This window comes from Streptomyces nanhaiensis, assembly GCF_046614825.1.
In the GTDB taxonomy this organism is placed as follows: Bacteria; Actinomycetota; Actinomycetes; order Streptomycetales; family Streptomycetaceae; genus Streptomyces; species Streptomyces radiopugnans.
On record NZ_JBKJFM010000026.1, the window covers coordinates 31,568 to 50,739 of the forward strand.

Here is a 19,172-nt window from a genome sequence, read left to right on the forward strand (position 1 = left end):
CATGGCACGCGGACTCGTGGAGATCACCGAGGCCGACTGGCGGCAGGCGCTCGAACACGTCGTGCTGCCGCGGCTCGCCGACACCCTGCGCGCTCGTGACCCCGGCCACTGCATGCGCGTCGGAGGGCTGGACGCCGAGCTCGCCACCCGGCTCGCCCGGGGCCTGCGTGCCGCGGTGCCCGACGCCCAGGTGTACGTCCTGACGGCCGGCGCCCCCGGCGACGACAGATACATCACCAGCACCAAGCTTGTCGAGCTGCGCAATCCCGACGAGGAGGGGAGGCTGCGGCCCCCGCTGCTGGTCTTCGTGCCCCCCGGGCTCAAGGCCAGCGCGGAGGACTCCTTCTCCGTCGCCACCTTCGAGGAGATCTCCCTGCGCGAGGTGCACACCCGGCTCAGGAGAAGCCTGCTCAAGGGCGTCCCCGAACCGTTGCGGGCGAGCGTCGAGCAACTGCTCGCCGAGACCTCCGAGGCCGGTGACCGGGCCGCGGCCCGCTACCTGCTCACCCTGCGGGAGAACGAGTACCACCAGGAGGCCGCCGGCGCGGCTGTCCACCTGCTGGGTCTCATCCCCGACTTCCACCTCTTCACCGACCCCTCCCTCGTCGTCACCAAGATCCAGCGCAACCGCCGTACCGTCGAGAAGCTCACCGAGGGGCCCGCCACCGACAGACAGCGGATCCTCGCCCTCGGCCTGCCCCGCAACTCGGCCGAACACCAGCGCTTCCTCCGCCGCCTCGTCGACTTTGCCGCGGCCACCGGACTGTCCGAACCGCGGCACTGGTGCCGTGCCATCGCCGCGGACCCGGAGAACTGGCCGCTCGCCTTCCACCACTGGCCGCAGGAGAACGACCCGGCCGACCAGACCGTACGCATCGAGGTCGACGACCTGACCGCGCTTCCCAAAGCCGGGGAGAACGCGGAGGACCAGCGCAACCATCCCGCCCTGGAACGTCTCTTCGGCCAGCCCTACCTCCTGCCGGGAGGACTCTCCTCCCTTCCCGTCACCTTCACCGTCGACCCCGACCCGCGAAGCATCCCCGGACTCAGGCGCTTCAAGGTCGAGATCTGCGCCGAGACCGGCGAGGAGAACGGGGACGAGGACGACAGCGCCCCGCCGGCCACCCCCACCGGGCTGACCGCGACGCTGTCCGTCACCCGGAACGCGAAGTCGGTGCACAAGGCCACCGTCAAGCTCAGGAAGGGACGCCGGGCCCCCGACTGGGAGGAGGGCTGGCACTTCGTCCGGGTCACCCCGCTCGACGGCAACGACACCCCCATGCCGGTCGCCGGGACCGAGCAGGCGACGGGGCGCAAGCCGTACGAGAGCGACCGCTTCTACGTCGTTCCCGAAGGCGAGTTCGACGAGCCGCCCACCCCGCGCGGCCACCACGCGCCCGGCCTCGCCCAGGCGATCAACCGGCTGCGCTTCACCACGCTCGCCGAAGGCCGTGCCCCCGACCGCGTCCAGTGCCGGGAGGTCGGCTGGGGCGCGCGGGGCACCGGCCTCAAGGCCCGCCCGCTGCGGGCCTCGTTCGGCCCCGCCGGACTCGTCGTCATCGACCTGCCCCGGATCCTGGTCGAGGCACAGCAGCACATCCTGCGCGAGCCCCGCACCCTGCACGGGCCGGAGATCGACGTGGATGCCGCAGGTGTCGCCCGCCTGTCCGAACGAACCGAGGGGGAGTCCGCCGGAGCGGCCGGAGCCGGCCCCGCGGAACAGCCCGCCGGCCCGCTGAGCGACTACACCGCCGCACGGCAGGAACTCTTCGGACGGCTCGCCGGGCCGGGGACGGTGGACGACCCCAGTGACGTCCTCGTCGTGGAGGGCACCGATCCACGTGAACTGCGCTCCGCCGTCGAGGCGTACGCGGAGGCGTATCTCGGCGCGGTCACCGCCTGTGTGCGGGCCCTGGACCGGCCCAACGCCCCCGACATCGAGCAGCGGCGAACCGACCTGCACTGCCTCCTGCGCACCGACACCCTGACCGTCCGCCTCCACGACATCGACGGCAGCCGGCGCACTGCCGTCCTGGTCGCCCCCACCCATCCGCTGCGCATGCTGTGGTGGAGCGGGCAGTCGGCCCTTGCCGATCACTGGCTCGACGCGTTGCGCGGCGACCCGGAAAGCGTGGTCAAGGCCCGGCTGGACAGCCTGGAGCAAGGGCTGGCCCCGCTGGGCTATCCACTCGCCGTTCCGCTCGGTTCGGGAGAACTCGCCTTCGCCAGCAGCCCGCTGACCGACTACTGGCAGGTGTGCCTGCCCAGCGAAGTGGACAACCCCCGCGAGGTGCTGGCCCGGGTAGCGGGTGCGCTCGGCACCGACACGGCGGCCGCGACGGGTGGTGTGGCCGGCAGCGAGCTCGCCGACCGGGTGGAGAAGTACATCCGTCTTCACCCCTATGTGGACAGCTTGGTGATCAACGCGCTGGGCGCGGGGCACGGCGAACTCCTCGCCGACATGCTGGTCTCTCTCCAGGAGCGCCGTCACCTGTCCCACCTCCACTACACTGTGCGGCTCTTCGCCGCCGCCCCGGACGACCCGTGGACCGGTTCCGCACTGACCGACCTGATGGCTCCGGCGAGTGGCCCGCGCTCCGCCGCCGCCGAGGCGTTCGCCACCCCCGGAGACCCGCTGCGCCCTAAACTGTCGGTGGTGCTGCGCGACTCCTCGGACCTGCTGAAGTCGGTCGACGACTTTCCCGCCCACCTCACCTTCCTCTTCAACCCCTTCGGGGGAGAGAGCCACGACATCGCGCCCGGACGTGACGGCATCGGCCGCGTCGCCGTCCACGGCCTCGTGCAGGAGATGAGCAGCGAGTACCGGGAGGACGACGAGAGCGCCGAGTGGGCCAGGCAGCCCCGGCACGGCGCCACCGACCCCGTGACGGGGGCCGAGACGACCGGGGATCTCCTCGCGGCGCTGCCGAGAGCACTGTCCGCCGCCCTGGTCGCGGACAGCGCGGGCGAACACCGGCCGGGCATGCTGCCGCAGGTCACTGTCCGCCTGACCCCGGACGACCGGGCGCTCCTGCACGACGTGCACCGGATGAGCGACTGGGTCGTCACCGTGGACCGCACCCTCGGGGCCGAGTACTTCGACCACGGACGGCGCGGCCGTTCCGAGTACGTCATCGACTACACGACCACGTCACACAGCGGACTGGGGCACCAGATCGTGGTCTCCTCCCGGTCGCTGGACGAGATGCGGGCCCTGCTCGGCCCCGTCCTCGCCGACCGCTCGCTCGGCATCCCCGAGCGGCACGTCCGCACCTTCTTCGACCAGCTGCGCGAGCTGTCCGGCAGCCTGGTGTTCAAGCTCGCCGCACTTGGGGAGAGCCAGCGCACCGAGGTCCTCGGCCTGGCTCTCGCACGCCGCTACCTCGGTGCGCGTGAGGCGCTGCGCAACCAGATCCTCGTTCCCCTCGACGCCCACCCGGAGTTCTACGACGAGGAGCGCAGCCGGTCCACCGCGGGGGACACGGAAGTACGGCTGCACCGTACCGACCTCGCCCTGTTCGACCTCGACGCCGAGCGACGGACCCTCGTCTGCCGCCTGGTGGAGGTCAAGTGCCACACCGGCGGCGGCATCGGTGCCTACCAGGCCGGGCGCCGGCAGATCATCCAGCAGATCGGGAACACCGAGCGCGTCCTGGCGGGCCGGTTCGACCCTGCCCGCGGGCGCGCCGACCGTCCGCTGCAGAACGTCACCCTGCGGACCCTCCTGGACCGGTACCTCTCCCGGGCGGACCGCTACGGCCTCTTCGACGAGGACCCGCTGAAGGAGGCACGCTGGCTGCTGGAACAGCTCGACCACGGCTACCGGCTCGAATTTACCCGCACCGGCCTGGTCTTCGACCTGTCCAGGGACGGGCTCGACACCGATCAGGAGGAGGGGATCGCCTTCCACCGTGTGGGCCGGGACCATGCGGTGCGGCTGTTCGACGGCATCGAGACGGAGTACCTGCCCGCTCCGGTGACTCCGGAGGGCCCCGCTGCGGGCGAGCCCGTACTGCCCGGCCTGGAGGCCCTTTTCGGAGCGGAGGACGACCCCGCCGCGGCCGAGGCCACCGTCCGGCTGCGGCCCCGGGAACGCACCCGGCACGTTCCCGAAGAACCCGTTCCCCTCTCCGACGACACGGAGGAGGAAACGGAGGAGGAACCCGATTCTCAAGGGAGTACCGAAGCCGGGAGCGGCGCCGAGGCCGCCCAGGGCGGAGCGGACAGCCCCGCCGTTCCGGCCGCCGCACCGGCACGGGCTCTCGCAACGGCACCGGTCCCCGAGGCGCCGGCGGTCCCGGCGCCCCCAGGAGAAGCACCGGCGGAACGGGGGGACACGGTCGGCGATCCCGCCGTGGGTGACGGAGCGTCCCCCACACCAGGTGCGGAGCCGGACACCGCGGAGCCGGACGTCTTCCTCGGCGTCTCCCGGCCCTCCCCGCAGTACGGTCTGCTCGGCAGGAGCGCGGGGCGCACCGTGGCCCTGGACCTCAACGAAACCCATGCAATCAGCTTGTTCGGCGTCCAGGGCGCCGGGAAGAGCTACACGCTGGGGTCGGTGCTGGAGATGGCGAGTCTGCCGGTGCCGGGAGTCAACCGGCTGGCCGGCCCGCTGGCAAGCATCGTCTTCCACTACAGCGAGACATCGGAGTACGCCCCCGAGTTCCTCAGCATGATTCATGCGAACGACGACGCGGGGCAGCGGGAAGCCCTGCGCCGACGGTACGGGGCGCAGCCCGCGGCTCTCCGCGATGTCGTGCTGCTGGTTCCCGAGGAGTACGTGGAGGAGCGCCAGGCGGAGTACCCGGGCGTCCAGGTACGCCCGCTGGCCTTCGCCTCCTCCGAACTGAAGATCGCCCACTGGAAGTTCCTCATGGGAGCCGTGGGCAACCAGTCCGGCTACATCCGGCAGATCGGGCGGATCATCAAGGCGAACCGTGCGGATCTGAGCCTGGCGGCCGTACGCCGGGGTGTCGAGGACTCGACGCTGGACGACCACCTCAAGAAACGGGCCAGGGACCGGCTCGAACTCGCCGGTGACTACATCGACGATTCGGCGCGCCTCAAGGACCTGGTGCGTCCCGGCCGCCTGATCATCGTCGATCTGCGCTCCGACGACATAGAGAAGAGCGACGCGCTGAGCCTGTTCGTCGTCCTGATGCATCTGTTCTCGGAGGCGACCGACGAGGGGCGGCGTTTCAACAAACTGGTTGTCTTCGACGAGGCCCACAAGTACGTCAACAGCGGCGACCTGGTGACCGGGCTGGTGTCCAGCGTGCGCGAGATGCGCCACAAGGGCATGTCGGTTCTGGTCGCCAGTCAGGACCCGCCGTCGGTTCCGTCCGAGCTCATCGAGCTCTCCACCCACATGGTGCTGCACAGGTTCACCTCGCCCGCCTGGCTGAAGCACCTGCAGAAGGTCAACGCGGCTCTCTCGGGCCTCAACCCCGAAAAACTGGCGGCGCTCAGGCCGGGTGAGGCGTATGTGTGGTCCGGGAAGGCGACGGATGAGGCGTTCGCCAGGGGGACGGTCAAGGTCGACTGCCGACCGAGGGTGACGCGCCACGGAGGTGCGACACAGACTGCACTGGGGCAGTAAATCCTCCTATGGGAAGGCTGATGCCAGATTCGTTCGGTTTCACAGTTACCTTTTACGGAGGTTCTTCAGCGGTGCTGCCCGAGAGGGAGGGCTGCTTGAACGACTTACGCGGGCCAGTTGGAGCTGCAGCGCGTGTGGCGGAAGATCCGCCAACCCTTCAGGCGAGCGGAGGCATACTCGATGGGGCTGCGCAAGCGGATGTGTGCGCGGTTGAAGGATTCCTGGCGAGTGGTGAGGTCGCGTCCGCAGGGCCGTTTGAACGGAGTACAGAAGGTGCTGCCGGCTCCTCCGTACGCCTTGTCCGCGAGTACCGGGATCCGCAGGTACTCACACGGTGACATAGCCGGTGACCCGGAAGATCCCGGCGTCGCGAGCCGTACAGAGCGCCGAGTTCTCGCAGACGGGCCCTCCTGACTCTGCAGCCCGCGACAAGGGTGAACCTACGGGGCGGGCTCCCTGCGCCGGCATTGTCCGGATCAGGTTGTGGAGGTCGCCTTCCGGTGTCACCACCTTCGGGCCTCTCAGCCCGACCGTCGACGTCGGCCTCAGCGGAAGCCGGAGCTTTCCGCCCAAGTCGGCTACTCCGGTCGAACTCCCTCGCTCGTCCCGTAGGTCCAATTCCACGGTAACTCTCCCACGGCGAACCGGAAGGGGTGGAAGGCGGTTTTTTTCGCTTTCTTCCCTTCCGCCGGATCCGAGGTCGTGGCGGGGCCCGGACGAGGCGCGGGCCGGCCCCCGTCGGTACGCCGTCCCGCCGCCCTGCGGGCGTCGAAACCGGGGGCTCGGACTCGTTTGCGTATCGGTCCGCTCGACGGGGTGGTCGAGGTGCGGACCGAGCGTTACTTTTCAGCCACCCTGCGGTGGCTTCCAGGGGGGTGCCGCGCTCCGGTTTCCGAAACGGTTCCCGGCGTGGTTCTCAGCGAACGCCGATGCGGGAGCAGTACCGGTTAAGTAAGGGGTGGCACGGATGCGGAGAAGACGGTTCCTGGGCTTGGCTTCGGGGGTGGCCGGATCTGTCGCATTGACGGCGACCGGGTGCGGCGGCGGAGGCGGGGCGTCCCGCACCGGTGACGTCACCCTGACGATGGTCGCGTCGGATCACGGGGACCTGGAGGGCAACGACCTCACCCAGGACTACTGGGACGGGGTGGTCGCCTCGTTCGAGAAGAAGAACCCCGGCATCAAGGTGAACGTCTCCGTCCACGCCTCGGGGAAGGCCGAGCAGAAGGTCGCGGAGATGATCGGGAACGGACAGGCCCCCGATCTGGCGCAGATCGACTCCTTCGCCGACCACGCGGCCGCCGGGCGGCTCCACCGGGCCGACGACGTGCTGTCCATCCCCGTCCAGGCCGACTTCGTCCCCGCGCTCAGCACGGCGGGTGAGCTGCGCCGCGTGTGGTACGCGATGCCCTTCACCGCCGACATCCAGCTCCTCTTCTACAACCGCGGCCTCTTCGCCGAGGCCGGTCTGGACCCGGAGAAGCCGCCGCGGAGCTGGGAGGAGCTGAAGCAGGCCGCCATCGCGCTCAAGGCGATCGGCGTGGACGTGCCCTACGGGCTGCCGCTCGGCAGCGAGGAGGCGCCCACCGAGGCCATGACCTGGATGCTGGGCAACGGCGGCGGCTACACCGGCGACGGCGGTATGTACGCCATCAACGACCCCGCCAACATCCAGGCCATGGGGTGGCTCCGCGACGAGCTCGTCGATCAGGGCCTGACCACGTCCAACCCCGCCGTCACCAACCGCCAGGGGCTGTTCAACCTGTTCACGGACGGGCACGTCGGAATGCTCAACGGGGACCTGTCGCTGACGCGGCAGGCCGACCGGAAGAAGACCGACTACGGGACGGCCCCGCTGCCCGGCCGCGACGGGCTCTCCGACACCACCGCCGGGTCCGCGGGCTGGATGCTCGCCTTCCGCCGGGAGGGCAACCGGGAGGCGGTCGCCGCCTTCCTCGACCACGTCTACGACGTGGAGAACCAGTTCGCCTTCGCCGACCGCTACCACACCCTGCCGGTCACGGTGTCCGCCTCGGACCGGATGCGCGGCGACAGGCGGCACAAGAGGATGCGGCCGTTCCTGGACCGGCTCGGAGCCGCGGAGTTCTTCCCGTCCAACAAGGTGTCCTGGGCCAGGGTCAGCCGGGAGATCGGCCTCTACGTCGGCCAGTCGGTACTGGCCGACGGCGATCCGGCCGCCGTGCTCGGCACCCTCCAGCGCACGGCGGAGAAGGAGGAGGAGGCGGCCAAGGAGCTGTGACGGGCCGCTCCGCGCAGTGGGGCGGCGGGACGGCGGGACGCCGGGGTCAGGACGCGGCGCCCTCGCCGTCGGGTGCCGCGTGGACGTCCCTGACGCCGGGGACGGGTGTGGTGCCGGAGAAGTCGTCCTTCATCGCGTCGACGCCCCACTGCGGACGCGCCAGGTCGAGGAAGGACTGCCGGGCGGCCCGGTTGGCCTCGGTGTCCAGGCCCATGGCCCGGTCGCGGTCGCGCTTGAGGTCCTCCTCGCACTCGCCCTCGCGGTTGAAGGACCACATGAGTGCGGGGTCGCCGTAGGGGAGGTCCATGCCCGCGCCGTGACCGTGACCGTGGCCGTGGCCGCTGGTGTGCCAGGTGTGCCAGGTCTTGCCGTAGGAGTTGACCAGCTGCTTCATGAGCGCCGTCTCGGCGGACCGGGGCAGCCCGGGGGCGGCGAGCTGCCCGGAGAACACCTCGAAGTTGTGCGGGTGCCAGTAGGCCCTCTCCTCCTCGGGCAGGGTGTCGAACAGCCGCTCGGAGACGATGTACTCGATGCCGATCAGGTTCGCGTCCCGGGTGTTGCCGTCGAACAGGACGCACTGCAGCAGATCGTCGTTGACCACGCGGCAGTAGTGGTGGGCCTCCATCTGGGAGTCCGGTTCGCCCTTGGCGCAGTGGAAGCCGACGACGTAGACGTCGAAGCCCTTGAGCGGTGTCGCGGACTGGAGCAGGTTCGAGCCCTGTTCCAGGGCCGCGAGCCAGGCGCCCTTGTCCCGTCCGGCCGGGGTGGTGCCGGTCATGCGGTCCTTGATCCTCGGGTTGGGGCCCATCTGCGGTGCCTCCGTCGTGTCGGCGTCGCTGTCGGGGGAGCCGGCCGGAGCCGGACCCGCGCGGTGCCGCGGCGGCCCGGCGGGCTCCGGAACTCCGTGACGACTACCCCGCCGCCCGCATCCCTCACCCGACGGCACGGCCCGCGGGGCCCGTACGGCGACAGAGGCATGCGGGGGCACGCGGGAGGCACGCCGCGGGGCCCGGCCGGTGGTCCGGCCGGGCCCCGTCCCGGCGTGTGGCGCCGGTGCGGATGCACGCGCCGGCGGGCGTTCCGGGGGTCAGCAGTTCCCGCCGCACTGGCAGGAGCCGCCGGACTGGCAGCCGCACGAGCACCCCGATCCGCAGCCGCAGGCTCCCGGTACGGGCAGCGAGGGCCTCTCGCCGGGGTGCTCGGCCGTGGTGGGTGGAGTCGGGAAGTCCGCCATGAGTGCCTCCTCCGCGTCTCGCCGGCTGTCACCGGCTCGTCTCGCCACCCATTGACGGCCCGCACCGACGAGCGCGTCAACGGCGCGCGGGGGCACGTACCGCGTGCTCACGGGCCCGGGGCGCACCGGCCCGGGCGGCGGGCGCTCCGCGCCCTTCGCGCGCCCCTGACCCCGTCGTGCCGCGCTCGCCCGGACCCCGCCCGGGACACAGCCCGCGCTCACGCGTCCCCGGCCGGAGCCTCCTCCGCGGTGGCCGCGGCGGTCGCGGCGGCGGCCGGGTCGACCTCGTCCGCGTAGTCGCCGGTGACCAGGTAGACGACGCGGCGCGCGACCGAGACCGCGTGGTCGGCGAAGCGCTCGTAGTAGCGGCCCAGCAGGGTGACGTCCACGGCCGTCTCGATGCCGTGCTTCCAGCGGTCGTCCATCAGGTGCTGGAAGAGGGTGCGGTGCAGGAGGTCCATCGCGTCGTCGTCCTGCTCCAGCTGGAGCGCCAGGTCGACGTCCTTGGTGATCAGGATCTCGCCCGTCTTCGCCATCAGGCGCTGCGCGAGCTGGCCCATCTCCAGGATGGTCGCGTGCAGGTCGCGCGGCACCGCCGACTCGGGGTAGCGCAGCCGGGCCACCTTGGCGACGTGCTGGGCCAGGTCGCCGGAGCGCTCCAGGTCGGCGCTCATCCGCAGCGAGGTGACGACGATCCGCAGGTCGGTGGCGACCGGCTGCTGCCGGGCCAGCAGGTTTATGGCCTTGGTCTCCAGGTCCCGCTGGAGGGTGTCCACCTTCTCGTCCGCTGCGATCACGCTCTCGGCGAGATTGAGGTCCGCGTCCAGCATCGCCGTGGTGGCGCGGCCGATCGCGGAGCCGACGAGCCGGGCCATCTCGACCAGGCTGTCGCCGATCGAGTCCAGCTCCTCGTGGTACGCGTCCCGCATGACTTTCCTTCCCCTCGCATGACGTGACCGTAGGGCCCGGGCCTTCCGCGAAGAGTGCGCGCGGGCCCCGGTTCTCCCCTACGCTCCCACGTTCTGTCCGAAACACGTCCGGTTCCGCCCGACCAAGTGAACCGGTACCGACACCGACGTGAACTCTCGGAGACGTCTGTTCGAGCAGGTGCCCGAACGGCTGGGGCGGTCTTCCGGGGCCCGCATAACCTGGACGCATGGACGTGAACGCGGCGGTCGCCGCAGCGGCAGCGATCGCCGGGGTGTGCACCGGCGTGTTCGCGATGCTCGCGTTCCGCTGGAGCGAACGCGAGCAGGCCCGTCCCACGCGCAGCTCGCTGCACACCGAGGCGGTGCTGCCGCCCGGAGTGGACACCGTGCTGTCCGTGCTGCGCTCCTCCGCCGTGGTGCTCGACGAGGCCGACGCCGTCGTCAAGGCCAGCTCGGCCGCATACGCCCTCGGGCTGGTGCGCGGCGGGAGGCTCACGGTGGAGCCGATGCTCAAGATGGCCCGCGACACCCGCCGCGACGGCGAGATCCGCCAGGTCGAGCTGGACCTGCCGCGCCGCGGGACGGGCCGGGGCGAGGCCCTGGCGGTCTCCGCGAGGGTGGCGCCCCTGGGCTCCCGGCTGGTGCTGCTGCTGGTCGAGGACCTGACCGAGGCCCGGCGCATAGAGGCCGTGCGGCGCGACTTCGTGGCGAACGTCAGCCACGAGCTGAAGACCCCGGTCGGTGCGCTGTCGCTGCTGTCGGAGGCCGTGATGGACGCCTCCGACGACCCGGAGGCGGTGGAGCGCTTCGCCGGGCGCATGCAGACCGAGGCGACCCGGCTGACCAACCTCGTCCAGGAGCTGATCGACCTCTCCCGGGTGCAGAACGACAACCCGCTGGAGGACTCCGAACCGGTCCGGGTGGACGAGCTGGTGGCCGAGGCCATCGACCGCTGCCGCCAGGCGGCGGGCGTCAAGCAGATCACCATGGCCACCGGCGGCACCGCCGACCTGCACGTGTGGGGCAACCGCGGCCAGCTCGCGGCGGCGCTGGGCAACCTGGTGGAGAACGCGGTGAACTACTCCCCGGCCCGCACCCGGGTGGGCATCGCCGGACGCCGGGTCGCCGCCCCGGGCGGGGACATGATCGAGATCGCGGTGACCGACCAGGGCATCGGCATCTCGGACAAGGACAAGGACCGGATCTTCGAGCGGTTCTACCGCGTCGACCCGGCCCGCTCCCGGGCCACCGGAGGCACCGGCCTGGGTCTGGCCATCGTCAAGCACGTGGCCGCCTCGCACGGCGGGGAGGTCACGGTGTGGAGCGCGGAGGGCCAGGGCTCCACCTTCACCCTGCGCCTGCCGGAGGCCGCCAGCGCGCGCGAGCGAGCCGAAGCCCGGAGGCTGGAGAGGGAGCGGGCCGGCGGCGCGCTGCGCGAGCCGGCGGACTTCGACGACGACGGCGACCCCGACGACCCCGGCGACCCCGGCGACGGGGACGACGCGCACAGAGCCGGCCCCGGCCCGGACCGCCCGGCCGCCGCCGACCTGACCGATTCCGACGACCTGACCGATTCCGACGACCTGGTCGACGCCGGCGCCCCGGACACCCCCGGCGCCCCCGCGCACGGCGGCCCGTACGGCGCGGGCGACGGCCCCGTACCTCCGTACGGGGTCTCCCACCGGACCCCCACCACGTCCCGCGGTCTTCCCCGCGGGACCCACCGAACCCCCCACGACTCCACCGATCACCACCCTGATCCCGCCCCGGAGGTCCTCCCGTGACCCGAGTGCTCGTCGTCGAGGACGAGGAATCGTTCAGCGACGCACTGTCGTACATGCTGCGCAAGGAAGGTTTCGAGGTGGCCATCGCGGCCACCGGCCCGGACGGGCTGGAGGAGTTCGAGCGCAACGGCGCCGATCTGGTGCTGCTCGACCTGATGCTGCCGGGACTGCCCGGCACCGAGGTGTGCCGCCAGCTCCGCGGCCGCTCGAACGTGCCGGTCATCATGGTGACCGCCAAGGACAGCGAGATCGACAAGGTCGTCGGCCTGGAGATAGGGGCCGACGACTACGTCACCAAGCCCTTCTCCTCCCGCGAGCTGGTGGCCCGCATCCGGGCGGTGCTGCGGCGGCGCGGCGAGCCGGAGGAGGCCGCCCCGCAGGCGCTGGAGGCGGGGCCGGTGCGGATGGACGTGGACCGGCACGTGGTGACGGTCTCCGGCGCCAAGGTCGACCTGCCGCTGAAGGAGTTCGACCTGCTGGAGATGCTGCTGCGCAACGCCGGGCGCGTGCTGACCCGCATGCAGCTCATCGACCGGGTCTGGGGCGCGGACTACGTCGGCGACACCAAGACGCTGGACGTGCACGTCAAGCGGCTGCGCGCCAAGATCGAGCCGGACCCGAGCGCGCCCCGCTACCTGGTGACGGTGCGGGGGCTGGGCTACAAGTTCGAGCCGTGACGGGCCGCCGCGGGGCCGTCACCGGTCGGTGAAGGGGCCCGTGACCGGCTCATGAAGGGACCCTCGGGTCCCGCCGCGCCCGGGATCCGGCGCGGCGGCGGCCGGTGCGGTGCGACGCGGGTGGGGGCCGCTCCCCGATCAGGAGCGGCCCCCACCCGCGTCCGTGCCCCGGGCGGCCTTGGCGCGCCGGCCGGGGCGGGGCCGGACGGGGGTCACCGGCCCCCGGTGTCCTCGGTGCCGCCGTCCTCCTGGGAGCTGCCGATCTCGCCCTGGGTGTCGTCGTCACCGCTGTCGTTGGCGCCCTCGTCCTGGCCGTCCGGGTCGTCCTCCTCGGGGCCGCCCGGGGTCTGGGTCGGGGAGGCGTCCGGGTCGGGCAGGCCGGACTCGGTCGGCGCCGGGGCGCCGCTGGGGCCGAAGTCCTTCCAGGTGCCCGCGGCCGGGACCACGGTGGCGCGCAGCTCCACCCGGCCGGTCGAGCTGAGCTCGAAGACCAGCGGCTGGGCGTTGCCGGCCTCGATGCCGGCCCGCTCGGGGTCGTCGATGATCGCGGAGGCGTTGCCCTCGCCGCCGAGCGCCAGGGAGCCGCCCGCGGGGACGGTCAGCTCCTGCTCGCCCTCGGCCGGGCTCAGCTCCACGCGCTGCCCGTCCACCGTGATGGACTCCAGCGTCTGGTCCTCGGTGCCGCCGTTGAAGATGCGCGCCGAGACGGAGGCGGGGCCGGAGCCCTCCTCGGAGGTGACGACGTTGACGTTCTGGACCTTGATGTCGTCGACCTCGGCCGAGGCGTTGTCGGGGTTGATGTTCAGGCTCTGCGCGTCCGGCCCGGCCCCGCAGGCGGTCAGGGACGCGATCGAGAGCGCGAGAGAGCTGGCGGCGAGGGCGCCGCGTCGAAGGCTGCTGCTCACGGCGGCGGCAACTCCTTGCGGGATGGATGGGTCTGTCGGCGGGCTCAGAGTACCGACCCCGCGAAACGCCCCCGCACCCGACCCGCCCCACGGCCCTCCGAGTGCCGCATCCCGGCGCGGGCGCGGGGAGACGCGGAACGGGGCGCGGGGAGGCGGGGAAGGTTTCCGCGCGGGGCCGGCGGAGGGGCGGGAGCCGGCGGGGGCGGGTTCCGCGGAATATCGACTGCACGTCCGTGCGAACGATTACGAGCATTCCGTGGAAGTGCCGGTGAAGGAGGCGGGGAAGTTCGCCGGAAAACACCGCCCGGGGCCGTTCGCCCGCGCGCTGATCAATTCGCTTCCGGCCGTTCGACCGGATCAACGATACCGACAAAACGGACGTACAGGTGTTTCGGTCAAGCTCTGCGGGGCGCTTCCATGCGCGATTCCCGCCCCTTGCACACCCCCTCCGACCTGCGGATTCCCGTCCTCCGGGGGCCCGTGCAGCACGATCCGGGCGTTGTTGTCAAGCCCCGAGATATGCCCTGACCTGCGAAAACGCCATTCAGAAGAGGGCGTTCCCGTGTTACCCTGGATAGCCACGGAAGGGGTACCTGTCACATGACGTTCAAGGTTGGCGACACCGTGGTCTATCCCCATCACGGGGCCGCGCTGATCGAGGCTATCGAAACTCGCCAGATCAAAGGCGTGGACAAGACCTACTTGGTTCTGAAGGTCGCCCAGGGCGACCTGGAGGTGCGCGTCCCGGCGGAAAACGCGGAGCTCGTCGGCGTGCGTGACGTGGTCGGCCAGGACGGCCTCGACCGGGTCTTCGAGGTGCTCCGCGCGCCCTACGCCGAGGAGCCGACCAACTGGTCCCGCCGGTACAAGGCGAACCTGGAGAAGCTGGCCTCCGGCGATGTCATCAAGGTCGCCGAGGTCGTGCGCGACCTGTGGCGCCGTGAGCGCGAGCGCGGACTCTCCGCCGGTGAGAAGCGGATGCTCGCCAAGGCGCGCCAGATCCTGGTGAGCGAGCTGGCTCTCGCGGAGAACACCAACGAGGACAAGGCCGAGACGCTGCTGGACGAGGTCCTGGCGTCCTGAACCCGGCGGCGCCCGCCCGGACCCGGACCGGTGGCCCCGGCGAGCCGGCGGCGACCGGTGCGGCGCACCGGACAAGGCCCGACACCCGTGTCCGGCCCCTGTGACGGACGTCCGCCGTCCGCCACCATCCGTCAGCATCCGCAAGACATGCGGGACGTGAAGGCGACACGTGTCGCAGCCCCGCCGGCCACAGGCCGGCGGACGCGAGGAGTGCCGCGGTGCCCCGGTGGCGACGTGAGTCGTCGCCGGGCACTGCGGCATGTCGGGGCAGCGCCCACGGGGGTCCGTCGGGTTCCCCGGCGCACGGGGCTGCCGGAACGCGGTTGTAGGAGGTCGTACGGGCCGCCCGCGATACTCGGTGCCGGGCTGCCCGGTGCCGTAAGCGCCGGGCCCGGGCGGCTGCTCGACCGGTCGTCACGGAAGGGTCCGGTCGGGGCCTCGCACCCGGCACGCTGATTGCCATACCCACCTCCGCCGAGGAAACAAACCTGAACGGGCGACCAATGCCAGACGAAACCAGGCACGCAGAAGCGATCGACGACGCGCCGTCCCCCCGCACCGCGGCGGTCATCCCCGCCGCGGGCCGCGGCGTACGGCTCGGCCGCGGCGCCCCCAAGGCGCTGCGCCCGCTCGGCGGCACCCCGATGCTCGTCCACGCCGTCCGCGCGGTCGCCCGCGCCCGTACGGTCTCGCTCGTGGTCGTGGTGGCACCGCCCGACGGTGCCGCGGCCGTCCGCACGCTCCTGGACGAGCACCCCCTGCCCCAGGCCGCCGGCGACACCGACGTGATGGTCGTCACCGGCGGCGGCACACGGCAGGAGTCGGTCGCACGCGGGCTGGCGGCGCTGCCCGGCGACGTCGACACCGTCCTCGTCCACGACGCCGCCCGCCCGCTGGTCCCGGTGGAGACGGTGGAGGCCGTGGCCGCCGCCGTACGGGCCGGAGCACCCGCGGTCGTCCCCGCGCTGCCCGTGTCCGACACCGTCAAGCAGATCGGGCCCGGCACGCCGGCCGGGGAGCCCGAGCCGGTCGTGGCCACCCCCGAGCGGTCCCTGCTGCGCGCCGTGCAGACCCCCCAGGGCTTCGACCGCACCGTCCTGGCCAAGGCCCACGCGGACGCACCGCGCGAGGGCGAGGGCGCCACCGACGACGCCGGGCTGGTCGAGCGGCTGGGCGTGCCCGTGGTGCTGGTGCCCGGCCACGAGGAGGCCTTCAAGGTCACCCGCCCCCTGGACCTCGTGCTCGCCGAGGCCGTACTCGCCCGCCGGAGGGTCACCGATGGCTTCTGAGCACGCCTCTCACCCCGCCCTGCCGCTGGTCGGCATCGGCACGGACGTGCACGCCTTCGAGGAGGGCCGCGAACTGTGGTGCGCCGGCCTGCTGTGGGAGGGGGAGACGCACGGCCTGGCCGGGCACTCCGACGGCGACGTCGCCGCGCACGCCGCCTGCGACGCCCTCTTCTCGGCGGCCGGACTCGGCGACCTGGGCGCCCACTTCGGCACCGGCCGCCCCGAGTGGTCCGGCGCCGCGGGCACCGTGCTGCTGGCCGAGGCCGCCCGGATCGTCCGCGCCGAGGGCTTCGGGATCGGCAATGTGGCGATCCAGGTGATCGGCGTGCGGCCCAAGATCGGCAAGCGCCGCGCGGAGGCGCAGAAGGCGCTCTCGCAGGCGGTCGGCGCGCCCGTGTCCGTCTCCGGCACCACCACCGACGGCCTGGGCCTGACCGGCCGCGCCGAGGGGCTGGCGGCCGTCGCCACGGCACTGGTGGTACGCCGCGCCTGACCCGGGCCCGGCCCGCACCGCCCCTCTTGCGTTTCCGACTACCCTTGACCCGTGACTCTTCGCCTGTACGACACCAGCGCCCGGCAGATCCGTGACTTCACCCCGCTCGCACCGGGCCGCGTCTCGATCTACCTGTGCGGCGCGACCGTGCAGGCAGCCCCGCACATCGGTCACATCCGGTCGGGGCTGAACTTCGACATCATGCGCCGCTGGTTCACCCACCGCGGCTACGACGTGACGTTCGTCCGCAACGTCACGGACATCGACGACAAGATCATCGCCAAGTCCGCGGAGCAGGGCCGCCCCTGGTGGGCGATCGGCTACGCCAACGAGCGCGCCTTCGACGACGCCTACGCCGCGCTGGGCTGCCTGCCGCCCACCTACGAGCCGCGCGCCACCGGCCACATCCCCGAGATGGTCGGGATGATGCGCGAGCTCATCGACCGCGGCCACGCCTACGCCGCCGACGGCAACGTCTACTTCGACGTGCGCTCCTTCCCCGGCTACCTCTCCCTGTCCAACCAGGACCTGGACGACCTGCGCCAGCCCTCCGGCGAGGGCGAGACCGGCAAGCGCGACCCCCGCGACTTCGCGATGTGGAAGGCCGCCAGGCCCGGCGAGCCGAGCTGGGAGACGCCCTGGGGCCCCGGCCGCCCGGGCTGGCACCTGGAGTGCTCGGCGATGGCCCACAAGTACCTGGGCCGCGCCTTCGACATCCACGGGGGCGGCGTCGACCTCGTCTTCCCGCACCACGAGAACGAGATCGCCCAGTCCAGGGCGTACGGCGACGACTTCGCCGCCTACTGGCTGCACAACGCCTGGGTGACGATGAGCGGCGAGAAGATGAGCAAGTCGCTGGGCAACTCGGTGCTGGTCTCGGAGATGGTCCGGCAGTGGCGGCCCATCGTGCTCCGCTACTACCTGGGCACCCCGCACTACCGCTCGACGATCGAGTACAGCGAGGACGCCCTGCGCGACGCCGAGGCCGCCTTCGGCCGTATCGAGGGCTTCGTCCAGCGGGCCGTGGAGCGGGCCGGTTCCGTGGAGCCGGCCGCCGAGGTGCCCGACGAGTTCGCGGCGGCCATGGACGACGACTTCGGCGTCCCGCAGGCGCTCGCCGTCGTCCACACCACCGTCCGGCAGGGCAACGCAGCCCTGGCGGAGGACGACAAGGACGCGGTGGCCGGCGCGCTGGCCGGCGTACGGGCGATGCTGGGCGTGCTCGGCCTCGACCCGCTCGACGCGCACTGGGCGGGCGGCGACTCCGCCGGGCGCGGCGAGGAACTGGTCTCGGTCGTGGACGCCCTGGTCGGCCTCGTGCTGGAGCAGCGTCAGGCGGCGCGCGCCCGCAAGGACTACGCCACCGCCGACGCCATCCGCGACCAGCTCCAGCGCTCCGGCCTGGTCATCGAGGACACCCCGTCCGGGCCGCGCTGGGAACTGGGTTCGCGCGACGCCCGCTGAGCCCGCGCGGACCGGAGCGCGGCTCCCAACCGCCCCCACCCGCCCGCCCGTTCCACCGAACCCCAACGAACCCCATCGGACTCCGACGAGTTCCACCGAGCAGCAAGAAGAGATGAGTGATCCCGATGGCCGGGAACAGCCAGCGCCCGAACCGCCGTACGTCCAACAAGAAGGGCGCGCAGGTCGGCAGTGGCGGCAAGCGGCGCCGCGGCCTCGAGGGCAAGGGCCCCACGCCGCCCGCCGAGATGCGCAAGGGCCACGTCAAGAACCGCATGGCCAACGCCAAGGCCCGCCAGTCCGCCCGCCGCCCCGCGGCCCGGCGCGGCGGCAAGGGCACCTCCGAACTGGTCGTCGGCCGCAACCCGGTGGTCGAGGCGCTGCGTGAGGGCGTGCCCGCGAGCACGCTGTACGTGCAGCAGTTCATCGACAGCGACGAGCGCGTGCGCGAGGCCCTCAAGCTCGCCGCCGACCGCGGCGGCATCCACCTGATGGAGGCCCCGCGCCCCGAGCTGGACCGGATGACGAACGGCCTCAACCACCAGGGCCTGGTCCTCCAGATCCCGCCCTACGAGTACGCCCACCCCGAGGACCTGTCCGCGGCCGCCTACGACGACGGCGAGGACCCGCTGATCGTCGCGCTCGACGGCGTCACCGACCCGCGCAACCTGGGCGCGGTGGTCCGCTCCGTCGCCGCCTTCGGCGGCCACGGCGTGGTCGTTCCCGAGCGCCGCGCGGCCGGCATGACCGCGGGCGCCTGGAAGACGTCGGCCGGCACCGCCGCCCGCACCCCGGTCGCCCGGGCCACCAACCTCACCCGCGCCCTGGAGGCGTACCAGAAGGAGGGCCTGTTCGTGGTCGGCCTGGCCGCCGACGGCGAGGCCGAGATCCAGGACGTGGCCGCGCTCGACGGCCCGCTGGTGATCGTGGTCGGCAGCGAGGGCAAGGGCCTGTCCCGGCTGGTCGGCGAGACCTGCGACATGCGGGTGCGCATCCCGATGCCGGGCGGCGCCGAGTCCCTCAACGCCGGTGTCGCCGCGGGCGTGGCCCTCTACGAGGCCGCCCGCCGCCGCCGCGCGTGACCCCGCGCCCGCCCGGGCCTTGACGGGCCCCCGACAGATCGGGACCGTCAAGGCAGTGTCCTATGCGTCCGTCACTCGGTTAGATGAGTGTGGACACCAGAACACCCCGCGGTTTCTTCGACGACGAGCCGGTGCTGAGCACGGTCAAGGTGCCCAGCGACCCGGCCGAGGTCGTCGTCAACCACGCCAGCTTCCGGGTGCGGCTCGCCTCGCCGCCGCCCCGCGGCCGCGTGCTCACCGGAGCCGATGTGCCGACGGCGGTGCGCGGCGCCGTCCCGGTCCGCCGCCCGGCGGCCGGGCGGCGCGCGCCCGTGGTGTGGAGCGGCCGGACGGAGCCCGGCGACGTACGGGCCACCCGGCTGCTCCAGGCGGTGCG

14 protein-coding genes and 1 pseudogene are annotated in these 19,172 nt (G+C 72.3%); 10 read left to right on the forward strand and 5 right to left on the reverse strand.

Features of this window, described 5'->3' with window-relative positions:
- Position 1 precedes the first annotated feature (1 nt).
- Positions 2–5,599 carry a methylation-associated defense system ATP-binding protein MAD8 gene (gene mads8 / locus ACLIYP_RS09440; RefSeq protein ID WP_412712686.1) on the forward strand — a complete coding sequence of 1,866 codons (5,598 nt, stop codon included), beginning with the start codon at positions 2–4 and terminating at the stop codon, positions 5,597–5,599.
- A 104-nt stretch (positions 5,600–5,703) separates the two neighbouring features.
- Here the strand turns inward: mads8 and ACLIYP_RS09445 are convergent, their stop codons facing one another.
- Positions 5,704–5,940 carry a transposase family protein gene (locus ACLIYP_RS09445; RefSeq protein WP_412712687.1) on the reverse strand — a complete coding sequence of 79 codons (237 nt, stop codon included), beginning with the start codon at positions 5,938–5,940 and terminating at the stop codon, positions 5,704–5,706.
- A gap of 680 nt (positions 5,941–6,620) precedes the next feature.
- Here ACLIYP_RS09445 and ACLIYP_RS09450 point away from each other — a divergent pair.
- The gene (locus ACLIYP_RS09450; protein ID WP_412712688.1) at positions 6,621–7,859 is read left to right on the forward strand and encodes an ABC transporter substrate-binding protein; all 1,239 of its coding nucleotides are present in this window, start codon (positions 6,621–6,623) and stop codon (positions 7,857–7,859) included.
- Positions 7,860–7,905: 46 nt separating this feature from the next.
- On the opposite strand, the gene ACLIYP_RS09455 is transcribed toward ACLIYP_RS09450, so the two are convergent.
- The 3 genes from ACLIYP_RS09455 to phoU form a co-directional block, all read right to left on the reverse strand.
- Positions 7,906–8,667: an OBAP family protein gene (locus ACLIYP_RS09455; protein WP_412712689.1), complete on the reverse strand. Its 762-nt coding sequence runs from the start codon at positions 8,665–8,667 to the stop codon at positions 7,906–7,908.
- A gap of 279 nt (positions 8,668–8,946) precedes the next feature.
- Positions 8,947–9,093, reverse strand: a complete 147-nt coding sequence (locus tag ACLIYP_RS09460; protein ID WP_412712690.1) for a hypothetical protein — start codon at positions 9,091–9,093, stop codon at positions 8,947–8,949.
- Positions 9,094–9,311: 218 nt separating this feature from the next.
- Complete coding sequence (gene phoU, locus ACLIYP_RS09465) at positions 9,312–10,022, reverse strand: phosphate signaling complex protein PhoU (RefSeq protein WP_093658821.1); 711 nt, start codon at positions 10,020–10,022, stop codon at positions 9,312–9,314.
- Between the two features lie 227 nt (positions 10,023–10,249).
- Here phoU and ACLIYP_RS09470 point away from each other — a divergent pair, with 227 nt between their 5' ends.
- Together ACLIYP_RS09470 and ACLIYP_RS09475 are read left to right on the forward strand one after the other, a co-directional pair.
- The gene (locus tag ACLIYP_RS09470) at positions 10,250–11,806 is read left to right on the forward strand and encodes a sensor histidine kinase (RefSeq protein ID WP_412712691.1); all 1,557 of its coding nucleotides are present in this window, start codon (positions 10,250–10,252) and stop codon (positions 11,804–11,806) included.
- Positions 11,803–12,483, forward strand: a complete 681-nt coding sequence (locus tag ACLIYP_RS09475; RefSeq protein WP_093658825.1) for a response regulator transcription factor — start codon at positions 11,803–11,805, stop codon at positions 12,481–12,483. Before ACLIYP_RS09470 ends, ACLIYP_RS09475 begins: the two co-directional genes overlap by 4 nt.
- A 212-nt stretch (positions 12,484–12,695) precedes the next feature.
- Here ACLIYP_RS09475 and ACLIYP_RS09480 read toward each other — a convergent pair whose 3' ends face one another.
- The gene (locus ACLIYP_RS09480; protein WP_412712692.1) at positions 12,696–13,388 is read right to left on the reverse strand and encodes a copper chaperone PCu(A)C; all 693 of its coding nucleotides are present in this window, start codon (positions 13,386–13,388) and stop codon (positions 12,696–12,698) included.
- Between the two features lie 600 nt (positions 13,389–13,988).
- Here ACLIYP_RS09480 and ACLIYP_RS09485 point away from each other — a divergent pair.
- The 6 genes and pseudogenes from ACLIYP_RS09485 to ACLIYP_RS09510 all read left to right on the forward strand — a co-directional run.
- The gene (locus ACLIYP_RS09485) at positions 13,989–14,471 is read left to right on the forward strand and encodes a CarD family transcriptional regulator (protein ID WP_093658831.1); all 483 of its coding nucleotides are present in this window, start codon (positions 13,989–13,991) and stop codon (positions 14,469–14,471) included.
- Positions 14,472–14,974: 503 nt separating this feature from the next.
- Positions 14,975–15,760: a 2-C-methyl-D-erythritol 4-phosphate cytidylyltransferase gene (ispD, locus tag ACLIYP_RS09490; RefSeq protein ID WP_412712693.1), complete on the forward strand. Its 786-nt coding sequence runs from the start codon at positions 14,975–14,977 to the stop codon at positions 15,758–15,760.
- The gene (gene ispF, locus ACLIYP_RS09495; RefSeq protein WP_412712694.1) at positions 15,750–16,253 is read left to right on the forward strand and encodes a 2-C-methyl-D-erythritol 2,4-cyclodiphosphate synthase; all 504 of its coding nucleotides are present in this window, start codon (positions 15,750–15,752) and stop codon (positions 16,251–16,253) included. Before ispD ends, ispF begins: the two co-directional genes overlap by 11 nt.
- 51 nt (positions 16,254–16,304) lie before the next feature.
- A complete protein-coding gene (gene cysS / locus ACLIYP_RS09500; RefSeq protein WP_412712695.1) occupies positions 16,305–17,717 on the forward strand; it encodes a cysteine--tRNA ligase in 1,413 nt (470 codons plus the stop codon).
- Between the two features lie 125 nt (positions 17,718–17,842).
- On the forward strand, positions 17,843–18,796 hold the full coding sequence (rlmB, locus tag ACLIYP_RS09505) for a 23S rRNA (guanosine(2251)-2'-O)-methyltransferase RlmB (protein WP_412712696.1): 954 nt from the start codon (positions 17,843–17,845) through the stop codon (positions 18,794–18,796).
- 83 nt (positions 18,797–18,879) lie between these two features.
- Positions 18,880–19,172: pseudogene (locus ACLIYP_RS09510) on the forward strand (hypothetical protein); the annotation flags it as partial.

Bases quoted from the DNA above. Each gene is read 5' to 3' on its own strand.
- mads8 (WP_412712686.1), top strand. From the start codon at position 2: ATGGCACGCGGACTCGTGGAGATCACCGAGGCCGACTGGCGGCAGGCG.
- ACLIYP_RS09445 (WP_412712687.1), bottom strand. From the start codon at position 5,940: ATGTCACCGTGTGAGTACCTGCGGATCCCGGTACTCGCGGACAAGGCG.
- ACLIYP_RS09455 (WP_412712689.1), bottom strand. From the start codon at position 8,667: ATGGGCCCCAACCCGAGGATCAAGGACCGCATGACCGGCACCACCCCG.
- ACLIYP_RS09460 (WP_412712690.1), bottom strand. From the start codon at position 9,093: ATGGCGGACTTCCCGACTCCACCCACCACGGCCGAGCACCCCGGCGAG.
- phoU (WP_093658821.1), bottom strand. From the start codon at position 10,022: ATGCGGGACGCGTACCACGAGGAGCTGGACTCGATCGGCGACAGCCTG.
- ACLIYP_RS09470 (WP_412712691.1), top strand. From the start codon at position 10,250: ATGGACGTGAACGCGGCGGTCGCCGCAGCGGCAGCGATCGCCGGGGTG.
- ACLIYP_RS09485 (WP_093658831.1), top strand. From the start codon at position 13,989: ATGACGTTCAAGGTTGGCGACACCGTGGTCTATCCCCATCACGGGGCC.
- ispD (WP_412712693.1), top strand. From the start codon at position 14,975: ATGCCAGACGAAACCAGGCACGCAGAAGCGATCGACGACGCGCCGTCC.
- ispF (WP_412712694.1), top strand. From the start codon at position 15,750: ATGGCTTCTGAGCACGCCTCTCACCCCGCCCTGCCGCTGGTCGGCATC.
- rlmB (WP_412712696.1), top strand. From the start codon at position 17,843: ATGGCCGGGAACAGCCAGCGCCCGAACCGCCGTACGTCCAACAAGAAG.